The sequence below is a fragment of the Rhodococcus sp. P1Y genome, from assembly GCF_003641205.1.
GTDB lineage: Bacteria > Actinomycetota > Actinomycetes > Mycobacteriales > Mycobacteriaceae > Rhodococcoides.
Map to the genome: position 1 here is coordinate 691,539 of NZ_CP032762.1, position 13,321 is coordinate 704,859.

Here is a 13,321-nt window from a genome sequence, read left to right on the forward strand (position 1 = left end):
TTAGGACGGCCGACCGGCCGCTAGGGGGGAAGCGTGAGCCAAGTGCCACCGACGCGCCGCCCTGTCACGGTGGCTACCACCGGCAGTTCGCGTGCGGAACTCGACGCCATTCCGCATGCGCTCATGTTCGTCGACGACCTCTTCAACGTCACCTATGCCAACCCCGCTGCACTCGCGCTGCTGGTACTCCCGGCCGACGACGTCATCGGCCGCTGCATGAGTACCTGGTTCACCAGCACGACCTGGTCTCAGTTCGTCGCGACATGTGCTGGTTCCGACATCGCTGCGTTCGAGGACTTCTCCTACTCGATCCAGAAATGGCTGTCGTACAGCACCCACCGCGAGCAGGACGGTTTCGCCGTCTGGGCCACCGACATCACCGAGGAACGGCTGGGCAGCAGCCGCACCGAATGGACCGGCGAGCTCGCACAAACGATGCTGGAGGCAGTACCCGCAGGCACTGTCGTCGTCGACCTCACCGGCACGATAATGCTGGTCAACCGCGTCTGGACCACGCTCTGGGACGACGCGGCCTCCGGGGTGGACGTCAACCCGGGCAGCAACTACTTCGATCTGTGCCGAGCAGCGGCCAAGATGGGAAATCGATCAGCAGACGCCGTGCTCGCCGGTTTGCTGTCCGTTGCCAGCGGCGACCGCCCTGTGTTCTCGGTCGACTACAAATCCGACCGATTCCGCTTTCGACTCCGTGCGACCCGGCTGGCCGACGGCGCAGGCCTCTATCTCACGCACGAGGACATCACCGAACTGCCCGTCGAACCGCGCGCCGGTCACGACCCGCTCACCGGCCTTCCGAACCGAGACGAGATCGAATCACTGCTTGCGCACGAACTCACGATCCGATCGTCCGACAACGAGGTCAGTGTTCTCCTGGTCGATATCGACGGCTTCGGAGAGTTCAACGATGCCCTCGGACCCACCTCGGGCGACGAACTCCTGCGGTCCGTCGCCCGGCGCATCAAAGCGTCGACACGTCCCACCGACACGCTCGGCAGACTGACGGGTGACGAGTTCGTCGTCATTGCCCGAGGCTGTCAGCCCATCACCGCCCGCGCGATGGCCGCGGGATTCGCCAGCGTCCTCGAGCCGGCTTTCGAACTCGCCGACCGCCAGCTCACCGTCACAGCCAGCGTGGGGGTAGCCACCTCGGACCGCACTACGACGAATCCCGTCCAACTGATTCACGACGCCACCACCGCGATGCATGCCGCCAAATCGCTCGGACGCAGCAGCCACCAGGTGTTCTCGCCGGAGCTGCGCGACACCAATCGCACCCGTCTCGAACTCGTCGAACGGCTCCGCGGAGTCGCAATGGCCGAACACGAACTCGAGATGTATTACCAACCGATCGTCGAACTGTCCTCGCGGGCCGTCGTCGGCGCCGAAGCCCTCATTCGGTGGAACCATCCCGAACTCGGACTTCTCATGCCGGACAGCTTCATCGCCCTCGCCGAGGACGCCGATCTGATCATCCCGCTCAGCAACTGGATCCTCACCCAGGTCGGTCGAACCGTTGCCGGTTGGCAGCGCAAGAACATCGACGTGCAGGTCGGGGTCAACGTCAGCCCCCTCCACTTTGCGGCAGGAACCCTCGCGACCGACGTCAACAGCATCATCGACTCACTCGGAATCGAACCCGGCCGCCTGGTGCTCGAACTGGCGGAGTCCAAATCTCTGCACGATGTCGACGCCGTCTACTACCAACTCATGGATGTCCGACGGCACGGTTCGCTTGTCGCTATCGACGACTTCGGCTCCGGATTCTCGTCGCTGGAACGACTCGCAACGCTGCCCGTGGACATCCTGAAGATCGACAAGTCGCTGACTCAACATCTGGACAGCAAAGACCTGCAGCGTCGCCGCGCGATGACCGCCCTCTGCAAAGCCGTCGTCGACGTGACCCACGATCTCGGAAAAGACACCGTCGCCGAGGGCATCGAGACCGTCGACCAACTACAGGCATGCGTCGACATGGGCGTCACATTCGGGCAAGGTCATCTACTGGGCCGTGCCATGACTGCAGCACAACTCGAAACCGTTCTTCACCAGAACGGCGCGCACAGCGCATCCGCTTGAGCACGACGAACCAGTTTCACGTGAGGACAACGCTGTGAAGATCGACGACGAGATCGAGCGCTTCTCCAGCGCTCGACGCGCAATGCTGTCCACCATCAACCCCGACGGCACCCCACATCTGGTGCCCATCGTCTTCGCGCGAGTCGGCGACCACTTGGTTTCCGCAATCGACTGGAAACCCAAGACCACACGCGCACTCCAGCGACTCGAGAACATCCGCGCCGACCCGGCCGTCGGCCTCATCGTCGACAACTACGACGACGACTGGGACAAGCTGTGGTGGGTCCGTGCCAGCGGGTCGGCCCGAGTCGTCGAAGCCGACACCGACGAGGGCACCGCAGCAATCGACGCCTTGGTCTCCAAGTACGAGCAATACTCCTCCGCCAGACCCCAAGGCCCCGTCATCGTGGTCAGCAAGCTCACCTGGCGGTCCTGGCGAGCGTCGTAGGTGGGCTGGAATTTCTCTTCCAGTGCTTTCGGCTTTCGGGGCTTTCGGGGCTTTCGGGTGAACGAATGTCTGTTTCGGTCTCCTCAGGTGAGCGAATGACTGTTTCGGTCACTCAGAGTGTGCGACTGTCTCATTCGGTCTCCTCAGGTGAGCGAATGTCTGTTTCGGTCACCTCCGAACCCCTGTTATTCACTCGCATAGCGAACGAATCAGTTGCACACTGCTGGACATGCTTCCGACGCCACCCGAGAGAATCGAACTCGACCATCTCGTCATCCGACGCGAAACGACCGACGATGCGCAGGCCATCGCCGACGCAATCAGCTCGAACATTTTCCGGCTAGCTCCGTGGATGGAATGGGCCGTCGACGACGCCGCAGACGTCGATACACAGAGGATTCGGATCGCGGACACCAACGCCCAATGGAATTCCGGCAGCGTGTACGACTACATCATCGTCGATGCACCGGGCAGCAAAGTCTTGGGAAAGATCGGGCTGCATCGGACGGCCCCAGACGTTCTGGAAATTGGATACTGGCTGACCGGAGCCGCCGAAGGCCGCGGAATAGCTACCAGAGCCAGTTCTGCCCTGACCATGGTCGCAGCCGGTATGGCCGACATAGTTCGAGTCGAAATCCATTGCGATGCAGCTAATCTACGCAGCCAGGCGATACCCGAACGATTGGGGTATCGCCTGGACCGCATCGACGACCATCCCGTCACGACGTCACATCAGACAGGTCGGCAGATGATCTGGATCTACGACGCAGCTCGATAACGAGTCCCTTGCAGCACGGCGACGATGTTGGGCCGCGGTCGTTCCTGCGCCCTTCGATAGGCCGTCAGCACATCCGCAGCCACTCGTTCTGGTTCTTCTGCGATCATTTTCGGCGTGTGCGACGTGACGACCACGCCATGGCCCTCGGCGTTGGCCCTCCGCTTGATTGTCTTTTCGTAATCGGCTGGGCTCGCATGATGCAGGTACGAGTCGGTCTCACACGCGCAGGCCACGTCGTCGAACCATCTGTCCGTCGTCATGATGAACTCGCCCGACTCCGTGTACAAGTCGACGTTGGCGACGCTGGGCGGCAGACCGCTCCGTTCGAACAACTTCTCTGCATCAACCTCAGCGACCGAATGTGCACCGCCCATAAGTTCCAAAAGGGCACGTCTAGGGACTGCACTGCCTCGACCACAGCCCTCGTTCAGTTCGACGAGCAGCGACTGGACGTCGACGGCGCCTCGCTGAACGACCTCGGCGAAAAGGGCTACGCATGCCCTCCGATCGCGCACCCGGCGAGAGGCGTCGAGCAAGGATCGATCGAGCGGAGCCACCGGTAGACCCATCTTGGTCGTCGACTCCGGCATCCTCTCGGTCCGTTCGGTGACGACGAACGACACATCCTTGCGGTGCCGTTCCGGCGGAATCAACACCAATACGTCGGCTGACGTCTTCGCCGTACCGAACCCGTGGAGCGCGAGACCTGCCCGTCCACTGAGCATCGAACCGTCGCCGCCGTACATGCTCGCGGCAGTGTTCCGCTGCTGTTGGGACGGCTGGCCGTTGTGTAGCAATACGAGCCCGGGCAGTATCCGTTGCCACGGTCCGCCCGATGTCCTGTCTACGATCGTCTTCGCTCCCACCCCCATCGCTTTCAGTACGGACGTTCTGATGACACCGTTCTTGGACTTCTGGCGCAGCGCGTAATCGTCGTCTGCCCATCCCCCTCGTTTCATGGCCGACATCGAATACGACGGGTCCGACATTTTCGGCCGTCCGAACTGGGGGCCTGTGGACAACTTCGTAGACTGTGGATAACTTTCGGTCGATGGAGGTGACTGAATGAGACATTCGCTCACGTTCGAGGTGACCGAATGAGACATTCGCTGACGCTCGGGTGACCGAAAGAGTCGTTCGCACACTCAGAGTGACCGAAAGAGTCGTTCGCTCACCCCCCGAGACCGAAAGAGTCGTTCGCTCACCTCCCGAGACCCAAACAGACATTCGCTCACCCCCCGAGACCGAAACAGTCATTCGGTCCGACGAAGGAGGGCAAAGCCCCACCGTTCCGCCGAGAAGGGTGACGGAATCCAAACTCCTCGACGCCCGACCGCCGGGCACGTACGGTTGGGGCGGTGACGGGGGCCACCTGGGAGACAGGTCGAGTCTCGTCGAAAATGGGAGGGGAACCATGGCGATATCGGACATTCAGGAGTACACGCACCTGACGGAGGCGGATATCGAGGCCCTCGGTAAGGAACTGGACGCTATTCGGCGCGACGTAGAGGATTCGCGCGGCGACAGAGATGCGAAGTACATCCAGCGGAGCATTACGTTTCAACGCTCGCTCGTCGTGGCGGGACGGCTCGTTCTGTTCGCGAGCAAGAAGAGGCCGGCCTGGCTACTCGGGTCTGCGTTGCTCGGTGCAGGCAAGATCATCGAGAATATGGAGCTCGGCCACAACGTCATTCACGGGCAATGGGATTGGATGAACGATCCCGAGATCCACTCGAGCAATTGGGAGTGGGACAACACGTGCCCGTCCTCGGGGTGGAAGCAGTCGCACAACTTCACGCACCACAAGTACACCAATATCGTCGGTTTGGACAACGATGTCGGTTACGGAGTTCTTCGCATCACTCGCGACCAGGCGTGGAAGCCCGAGCACCTCGCCCAGCCGCTCGTCAACGCGCTACTGGCGACGTTCTTCGAGTGGGGCGTCGCCCTTCACCACCTCGAAATCGACAAGCTCCGCGCCGGCGAGTTGAAGTGGGAGGACAAGCGGGAGATGGCGCTGGACGTCATCCGGAAGATCGGCAAACAGGTCGGCAAGGACTACGTTCTGTTCCCACTGTTGACCGGTCCAGCGTGGAAGTCGACTTTGACCGCCAACGTGACAGCGAACTTGATACGCAACTTCTGGACCTACGGCGTCATCTTCTGCGGACACTTCCCCGACGGCGCCGAGAAGTTCACGCTCGAGGAGTACGAGACCGAGACCCAACCGGAGTGGTACCTGCGACAGATGTTGGGAAGTGCCAACTTCACCGCAGGTCCGGTTCTGGCGTTCATGAGTGGCAACCTCTGCTACCAGATCGAACACCACCTGTTCCCGGATCTGCCGAGCAACAGATATGCCGAGCTCTCTGTCAAAGTTCGTGCGCTGTGCGACAAGTACGACTTGCCCTACACGACGGGTTCGTTCGCGCATCAGTACGGACAGACGCTCCGCACCATCCTCAAGCTCACGCTTCCCAACCGTTTTCTCTCGGCGACGTCGGACGACGCACCGGAGACGGCATCGGAACTCAAGTTCCGTATCCGTGGTGGGATGAAGGAAGTGTTCGGAGTGGATCCCGAGACCGGTAAGCGTCGAGGACTCCGTACGGCACTTGCGTTGGCGGGCAAGCACTCCGAGGTCGGCGCTCACTCCTGAAGGCGGGCGGGTGTGGTCGATGCGATCACGACCATGCCCGCCGCACGACCACACCCCGTCTTGACTACGCCCCTCGATCCGAGGCGGCGAAGCCGAACAGACAGGCGTTACACGACTCCGCTGCGATAGGCCCAGATGACGATCTGGACGCGGGTGCGTACGCCGAGTCGGCGGGCGATGTTGCCGATGTGGGTTTTGACGGTGCTCGGCTCGATGTACAGTTCGGCCGCTATGTCTTCGTTGCTCTTGCCGTTCGCGAGTTTCTGCACGACGTCCATCTCACGTGCGGTGAGGTCGTGTTCGACCGCCTTGGTGGGAGTCGTTCGGCGGCGGGCGAATTCGCGCGCCACGCGGGTGGTCACTCGGTCCGCGATGGCCGTGCCACCTTCCGACACCGTGAGAACCGCCGCCACCAGTTCCCCCGGGTCGGCGTCTTTGAGCAGAAACCCTGCTGCGCCGAAATCCAGAGCGGCAAATACGTATTCGTCCAGGTCGAATGTCGTCACTACGATTACCCGCGACTCAGGGAACCGCTCGACGATGTCGCGTGTGGCAGACAATCCGTCGCGCCCAGGCATCCGCACGTCCATCAGCACCACGTCGGGACGCAATGCGGCGACCTGCTCGACAGCCGTGCTGCCGGACGCAGCATGACCGACCACTCGGATGCGCGGGTCGTCGGAGAGGAACATCTCGAATCCTTGACGCACGACCGGCTGATCATCGACGAGCAGAACAGTGATCATGCGGCTACTCGTCCGTCGACGGGAAGCTTTGCGCGGACCAGCCAACCGTCGCCGCAGGCTCCGGCGTCCAGAGTCCCGCCGAGTAGCGCGACGCGCTCCCGCATTCCGACAAGTCCCAGTCCCTGGCCCGGATCGTCTGCATCTCCCGCACCGGCATCATTGGTTACGTTCACAACGATGACCGAGTTGGTTCGATCGACGACGACGGTCGCGGTCGAACCGCGGGCGTGCCTGCTGGCGTTGGACAGAGATTCCTGCACGACGCGGTAGCACGCCAGTTGTACGCCGCTGTCCACGGCCGCCGAATTTTCGCAGACGGCTACCGACACGTCCGCGAAAAGCGGCCGAAATTCTTCGACGAGCGAAGGGATGTCGGCAATCGTCGGCTGCGGGGGAATGCGTGCGTCGTCGGCGGTTCGGAGTATTCCGACTATCTGACGCAGCCCGTCGAGCGTTCGGTGGCCCTGGCCGATGGCACCGGACAACAACTCCCGCGCCTTCTCCGGATCGGCCGTCAGCAGGCGGTCCGCATTTTTCGCCTGGATGAGCATCCCGGTCAGATGGTGCGCGGCGACGTCGTGCAACTCCCGTGCCATGGAGGTTCGCTCGGCCTCGATGGCACGATCGATACGAGCGCGATGTTCTTCGCGTGCCGTATCGAGTTCGGTCACACCTGCCTCCACCTGGCGACGGTGGCTCGCAATCACGCTTCCGAGCAAGACGAGGGCGGTTGTGGTCAATGTGGCGTTGAACGCTCCCACCCAGAGCTGCGTGGTGAAGGTCGCATCCCCACCGTCGGGTGTCCACACACGAACCGCGGACACCACGAGTGTCTCGACGACGATGCCGGCGACCACCACCGACACCAAGCGCACCCCCGAGACCCGAATGCCGAGCGACACCGAAGCGAACCAATACAGCGGTGTCACACCGAGGCTCGCACTCTGCAGGAACACCATCGTCGCCGCGGTCACCGCAACACTCGCCGCGTACGTGGCGACGGGGAACCGTCGACGACAACACAGCACACCCGAAAGAAGCGACAGCAACGCAATCGTGGGAACGATCAGCACCGGTTGGTCCAGCAGGCGTCGACCCGCAACGCCGGCTATATCGGCTGCCACCATCACCGCCATTACGAAGACGGACGCGGGAAGCAACACCAGCGGCACGATCGAGACGTGCACGGGCCGCCAACTGAATCGGAGCATCGCCTCACCCTTCCGGTCTCACACACGCCGCCAGGTGCCGTTTCACTGTAGCGGCCGACCCTGTGCGCTGTTCGGGTCGGAGACGAGGTTCATCACCGAGTCGTACAGCTGCGTTTCGAAGAACAACGCAAGCCCGACGATCGCGATCAACCAGGCGGTGTTCTCCTGGGCGTTCACACGAAACCATCTGTCGACTCGGTGCAGCAACCCCGCCACGTGCGCACGCGCGAGCCGCGACCCGACGGTGAGCGCAAACGCCGGAAGAACCATCACCGCGGCATATACGCCGACTGCACATACCTGCACGAACAAGCCGGGATTGGTCTCGTCGACACGGCCGAGTGCGATCGCATAGGGCACCGCCGTCGGGATTTCTACCAGCGTCGCAACGAGAGCAAGGCCGACCACCGCACGGACACTCGCATTCTCACCGACAGCACCGTCGCGCCATGCTCCGAACCGGCCTGCTTTCGATCGTCCTTCTTCGAGCCGTCCTGCTTCCGATCCCCCGCCCGGTGCTCGGACGCTTACCTTGTGCACGAGTCCGTACCAGGCCGCGAACGCCATAAGGGCAACGCCGACCAACCCTCGAATCCAGTCGCCCGCCGTGGAGTTCAGCAGATTCTCGCCGCCCTCTCGCAGGCCGGCTGGCCCGTTCACCAGCGCGAGACCGAGGGCCGCGTACGCGAGAGCGAGAACAGCGAGATAGAGGCACAGGTAGCCGTGGCGAACGCGATCGGAGATCAGAAACCACACCGGCATCGCCAGGGCACCCACGCTGACGGCGTCGAGCAACGCCAGCGGCAGTATCGACATCAGGAGGGAGGTCATGTGCCCCAGTCAAGCCGTTGTACGACGCCTCCCGCACCTAGTCAGAACGCCTCACCTGCGGTAATACCAGGGAAGATCCACCGAAGGTAGTAGTCCGCACGGCCGCTGGCTTCCGTCTCCTGATCCCCAGAGGGTGAAACCGCTGCCGGACACACCAATGAACGGTGCTGACTGCGCGGACGGCGCTACCGTAACCGTGGGGAAGAAAGCGCTGACGGTAGGAGTTGGGCAGTGACGAGCACATCGGTGTCACCGGAGAACACGACATCCACATCGAAGAAGACGGAGAAGACGGCGCCGCGGGCCTTCGTTCCGCCGGAACACGGCCGTCTGACGCAGGTTCCGCACATCTCGGGCTTGATTCTCGGTGTGTTCGCGGTGCTCGTGTTCCTGTGGAGCCTCTCCCCTGCTCTTCGTGTCGTGATTCGCGTTCCGCGAGAGTACATAGACGACTACTACATCGACGCGCCGGACACCTCGCTCGCGTGGGCACTCGTGGTGGGCCTCACCGCGGCCGCGCTCGCAAGCCGCAAGCGCATCGCCTGGTGGTTTCTGACGCTCTATCTCGTCCTCGTCGCGCTCAACAACCTCGACCAGGGAATCAACGACAAGAACGTCAACGCTTGGGTGGCGATCGGCGTGGTCGTCGTCATCATCGCCATCCTGATCGCTGCCCGTAGGGAGTTCTACACCCGAGTTCGACGAGGTGCTGCGTGGAAGGCCCTCGGCGTGCTGGTGCTCGGGGCGGCTATCGGAACGGGAGTCGGGTGGGGTCTCGTTGCGCTCTTCCCCGGCACCCTCCCCGAAAGTCAGACGTTCCTGTGGGCATTCAACCGCGTCACCGCGCTGGCAGCGGTCGACAACGAGCAATTCGACGGTCGCCCACACGGTTTCGTCAATACGCTTCTGGGTTTGTTCGGCGCACTCGCCTTGTTGGCCGCGGTGGTGACCTTGTTCCGGTCACAGCGATCGTCCAATGCTTTGACCGGCAGCGACGAGTCGGCACTGCGAGGTCTGATCGACAAGTTCGGCGCCGAAGATTCGCTCGCCTACTTCGCTACCCGCCGCGACAAGGGTGTCGTCTTCGCTCCCAGCGGCAAAGCCGCAGTGACGTACCGCGTCGAGGTCGGGGTCTGCCTGGCCAGCGGCGACCCCATCGGAAATCCCGAGGCCTGGCCACATGCGATCGACTCGTGGCTCGAACTCGCCGAGAAGTACGGGTGGACGCCCGCGGTGATGGGCGCGAGCGAGGACGGTGCGACGGCATTCAAGCGCGCAGGTCTGAACGTTCTCGAACTCGGCGACGAAGCGATCCTCTACACCAAGCAGTTCAATTTGAACGGTCGCGAGATGCGACCCGTCAGGCAGGCCGTCACCAGGGCTCGCAAGGCCGGCGTCACCGTCCAACTTCGCCGCCACCGCGACATCCCGGCTCAGGAGATGGCCGAGATCATCGAATGCGCCGACAACTGGCGTGACACCGAGACCGAACGCGGCTTCTCCATGGCACTCGGTCGTTTGGGCGACCCCCTCGACGGCGACTGCCTTCTGGTCCAAGCTCGTCAGGACGACAAGACCGTCGGCGTTCTTTCCCTCGTTCCCTGGGGCCGGTCGGGAGTATCGCTCGATCTGATGCGCCGAGATCCACAGTCACCAAACGGCGTCATCGAACTCCTGGTCACCGAATTGGCAACTGGCGGCGATCAATTCGGCATCAGCAAGATTTCGCTGAACTTCGCTGTGTTCCGAGCTGTGTTCGAGGAAGGCAGCCGCATCGGGGCAGGCCCGGTGCTGCGTGTCTGGCGGTCGGTGCTGGTGTTCTTCTCTCGCTGGTGGCAGCTCGAAGCGCTGTACCGCTCCAATCTGAAGTATCAACCCGACTGGGAACCGCGCTACCTGTGCTTCGCGGACAATCGTGAGCTCCCCAAGGTCGGCATCGCCTCCGCCATCGCCGAAGGCTTCCTGACGCTTCCCAGCTTCCGTCGTGCGAGCAAGCACACAGGCAGTCACACAGCCGTGCCTGCCGCGTTGGCCGGCAGTGAGGACATTCACTCCGACGGAAGCGGACCGGGCACGATCGACGACGACGCCCCGCTGAAGGGACCCAAGCGTCCCGACCAGGTGCGTGTTCGCATCTCCAAGCTCGAACGCCTGAACAGCGAAGGGATCGAGGGCTATCCCGTCGCGCATCCGCCGACGCATTCCGTCGGCGAGGCCCTCGCTACCCCGCAGGGCACCACGGTCCGAATCGCGGGACGCATCCTGCGTATTCGCGACTACGGCGGCGTCGCATTCGCCGTAGTCCGAGACTGGACCGACGACATCCAGGTGCTCTTCGACCGCGAGCGCGTGGGCGACAAGATGGACAGCTTCGACTCCGATTTCGATCTCGGTGACCTGATCGAGGTCAGCGGGACGATCGGCCGAAGCAAGAAGGGTGAGTTCTCGTTGCTGGCGTCGGACTGGCGCATGAACGCCAAGTGCCTGCATCCGCTGCCGGACAAGTGGAAGGGTCTCACCGATCCGGAGTCGCGTGTGCGCCAACGCTACGTCGACCTCGCCATCAACCGCAGTGCCCGCGAGCTGATGATTGCGCGCTCCAACGTCGTCAAGTCACTGCGTGACTCACTCTCGGACCGCGGCTACATGGAGGTCGAAACACCGATTCTGCAGCAGGTGCACGGCGGTGCGAACGCAGCACCGTTCATCACCCACATCAATGCCTACAACCTCGATCTGTACCTGCGCATCGCGCCCGAGCTCTACTTGAAGCGATTGTGCGTCGGCGGTATGGACAAGGTGTTCGAGATCGGTCGGGTGTTTCGAAACGAGGGCGCCGACTTCAAGCACAACCCCGAGTTCACAATTCTCGAAGCCTACGAGGCACATTCGGACTACGAACGCGCAATGGTGTTGTGCCGCGAACTCATTCAGAAGGCCGCCGTCGCCGCACACGGACGCGAGATAGTCCTGCGCCCCGACGGCCCGAACGGCGAAATGATCGAAATCGACATCTCCGGCGAATGGCCCGTCAAGACACTGCACGGAGCCGTAGCCGAGAAGCTCGGCGTCGACGTAGCTCCGAGCACCTCGCTCGAGGAGCTACAGCGCTTGTGCGACGAGAACGACATCCCGTACGAAAAGGACTGGGACGCAGGAGCTGTCGCCCAGGGAATGTACGAACACCTCGTCGAGGACTACACCGAGTTCCCAACGTTCTACAAGGACTTTCCGACGTCGATGTCGCCGCTGACCAGGCCACATCGATCGATTCCCGGCGTCGCCGAAAAGTGGGACCTCGTCGCGTGGGGCGTCGAACTCGGGACTGCCTACAGCGAGCTGACCGACCCGGTCGACCAGCGCCAACGTCTCACCGAGCAGTCCATGCTCGCGGCAGGCGGCGACGAGGAAGCGATGAGCCTGGACGAGGACTTCCTTCAGGCATTGGAGTACGGCATGCCGCCGACCGGCGGCCTCGGCATGGGCGTCGACCGAGTCGTCATGCTCATCACGGGCGGCAGCATCCGCGAGACGCTTGCGTTCCCGCTCGCCAAGCCACGTCAGTAGATGTTTCCCGTGAAACAACGGCGTTCCATCCAACAGCGATCGCCGGGCCGTGTGCTCGACGTGAACGGGCTGAGGACCCATGTCGTCAGCAGAGGCGGCGGCCCGACGGTTGTGCTGTGCGGCGGACTCGGCGGGAATTGGTTCGATTGGGACGACTGCGCCGGCATTCTGTCGGCGTTCCACACCGTAGTGGTGTTCGACCGGCCCGGATTCGGCCTCAGTGAACCGTTCCCGCACGGGGAGACGCCCACTGTCGTCGGCGAGGCCGCACGGATCCTCGGCGTACTCGACGCGCTGACACTGACGGGGCCGGCGGTGATCGTCGGGCATTCTCTTGCGGGTTTTTACGCCGAGGCGTTCGCGCGGCTCTATCCCGATCGCACGGCAGGCGTACTACTGCTCGACGCGAGTGCCGAGCGTGACCCATGGGCGGTGATTCCGAAACGTCTGCGTATCGAAGCGGCATACGTGCTGGCCGGGGCGCTGTCACGGACAGGTCTGCAGAGGCTCCTGGGCACCACCGTCCGGCGAATCCTGAACCAGTCGATCCCACCGGACGGCATTCCTATCGAGACCCACGACTGGATCGAACAGATCTACCGGAACCCGACGTACCTGGAAGCGTCGTTGATCGAGGACTTCGTCTACCCGGACATGGCTGCGGAGTTGAACACGATCCGGCGTCGAACATCCATGCCGACACAGGAGTGGAGCCTGCGGAATGACCAGAACAAGCAGTGTCCGGTCACCGTTGCGGCCGCCCACACCGGGAGGCCGACGCCGTGGGGACGAATGTGGCTGAACAAGCAGCAGCGACTCGCGCGGTACCTGAACGCGAAGTTCACCGTGGTCAGAGACGCACATCACCACGCGATGATCGATCAGCCCGCCGAAGTGGCAGGACTGATCGCGGAACTGGTGTCACATCACGGGGGCGTCGACACGTAACGTGTCCTGTCGAGCCCGTTGCCCAAGACCCGAACCGCA

The 13,321-nt window shown here is 62.8% G+C and carries 10 protein-coding genes; 6 read left to right on the forward strand and 4 right to left on the reverse strand.

Annotated features, from left to right (window positions below):
* The first annotated feature begins 33 nt into the window (after nt 1-33).
* The 3 genes from D8W71_RS03310 to D8W71_RS03320 all read left to right on the forward strand — a co-directional run bounded on the left by D8W71_RS03310 (nt 34) and on the right by D8W71_RS03320 (nt 3,320).
* Complete coding sequence (locus D8W71_RS03310; RefSeq protein WP_236077686.1) at nt 34-2,094, forward strand: putative bifunctional diguanylate cyclase/phosphodiesterase; 2,061 nt, start codon at nt 34-36, stop codon at nt 2,092-2,094.
* Between the two features lie 34 nt (nt 2,095-2,128).
* Complete coding sequence (locus D8W71_RS03315; RefSeq protein ID WP_121110980.1) at nt 2,129-2,542, forward strand: TIGR03668 family PPOX class F420-dependent oxidoreductase; 414 nt, start codon at nt 2,129-2,131, stop codon at nt 2,540-2,542.
* Between the two features lie 229 nt (nt 2,543-2,771).
* Nucleotides 2,772-3,320: a GNAT family N-acetyltransferase gene (locus tag D8W71_RS03320; RefSeq protein ID WP_121110982.1), complete on the forward strand. Its 549-nt coding sequence runs from the start codon at nt 2,772-2,774 to the stop codon at nt 3,318-3,320.
* Here D8W71_RS03320 and D8W71_RS03325 read toward each other — a convergent pair.
* A complete protein-coding gene (locus tag D8W71_RS03325) occupies nt 3,302-4,279 on the reverse strand; it encodes a hypothetical protein (RefSeq protein ID WP_121118491.1) in 978 nt (325 codons plus the stop codon). The two genes, D8W71_RS03320 and D8W71_RS03325, sit on opposite strands and share 19 nt — an antisense overlap.
* 455 nt (nt 4,280-4,734) lie before the next feature.
* Here D8W71_RS03325 and D8W71_RS03330 point away from each other — a divergent pair, with 455 nt between their 5' ends.
* The gene (locus D8W71_RS03330; RefSeq protein WP_121110984.1) at nt 4,735-5,979 is read left to right on the forward strand and encodes a fatty acid desaturase family protein; all 1,245 of its coding nucleotides are present in this window, start codon (nt 4,735-4,737) and stop codon (nt 5,977-5,979) included.
* 107 nt (nt 5,980-6,086) lie between these two features.
* Here D8W71_RS03330 and D8W71_RS03335 read toward each other — a convergent pair whose 3' ends face one another.
* The 3 genes from D8W71_RS03335 to D8W71_RS03345 are packed head-to-tail and all read right to left on the reverse strand — an operon-like array spanning nt 6,087 to nt 8,767.
* Nucleotides 6,087-6,725, reverse strand: a complete 639-nt coding sequence (locus D8W71_RS03335; RefSeq protein WP_121110986.1) for a response regulator — start codon at nt 6,723-6,725, stop codon at nt 6,087-6,089.
* Entirely contained in the window at nt 6,722-7,936 is a 1,215-nt protein-coding gene (locus tag D8W71_RS03340) for a sensor histidine kinase (protein ID WP_121110988.1), read from the reverse strand. Before D8W71_RS03340 ends, D8W71_RS03335 begins: the two co-directional genes overlap by 4 nt.
* Nucleotides 7,937-7,978: 42 nt before the next feature.
* A complete protein-coding gene (locus D8W71_RS03345) occupies nt 7,979-8,767 on the reverse strand; it encodes a GAP family protein (protein ID WP_121110990.1) in 789 nt (262 codons plus the stop codon).
* A 330-nt stretch (nt 8,768-9,097) separates the two neighbouring features.
* Between D8W71_RS03345 and lysX the strand changes: the two genes are divergently transcribed.
* On the forward strand, nt 9,098-12,334 hold the full coding sequence (gene lysX / locus D8W71_RS03350) for a bifunctional lysylphosphatidylglycerol synthetase/lysine--tRNA ligase LysX (protein WP_236077895.1): 3,237 nt from the start codon (nt 9,098-9,100) through the stop codon (nt 12,332-12,334).
* Nucleotides 12,335-13,282 (forward strand): alpha/beta fold hydrolase, encoded by a 948-nt coding sequence (locus tag D8W71_RS03355; protein ID WP_121110994.1) that lies wholly within the window; start codon nt 12,335-12,337, stop codon nt 13,280-13,282.
* The last annotated feature ends 39 nt before the right edge of the window (nt 13,283-13,321 follow it).

Bases quoted from the DNA above. Each gene is read 5' to 3' on its own strand.
- D8W71_RS03320 (WP_121110982.1), top strand. From the start codon at position 2,772: ATGCTTCCGACGCCACCCGAGAGAATCGAACTCGACCATCTCGTCATC.
- D8W71_RS03325 (WP_121118491.1), bottom strand. From the start codon at position 4,279: ATGAAACGAGGGGGATGGGCAGACGACGATTACGCGCTGCGCCAGAAG.
- D8W71_RS03330 (WP_121110984.1), top strand. From the start codon at position 4,735: ATGGCGATATCGGACATTCAGGAGTACACGCACCTGACGGAGGCGGAT.
- D8W71_RS03335 (WP_121110986.1), bottom strand. From the start codon at position 6,725: ATGATCACTGTTCTGCTCGTCGATGATCAGCCGGTCGTGCGTCAAGGA.
- D8W71_RS03340 (WP_121110988.1), bottom strand. From the start codon at position 7,936: ATGCTCCGATTCAGTTGGCGGCCCGTGCACGTCTCGATCGTGCCGCTG.
- D8W71_RS03345 (WP_121110990.1), bottom strand. From the start codon at position 8,767: ATGACCTCCCTCCTGATGTCGATACTGCCGCTGGCGTTGCTCGACGCC.
- D8W71_RS03355 (WP_121110994.1), top strand. From the start codon at position 12,335: ATGTTTCCCGTGAAACAACGGCGTTCCATCCAACAGCGATCGCCGGGC.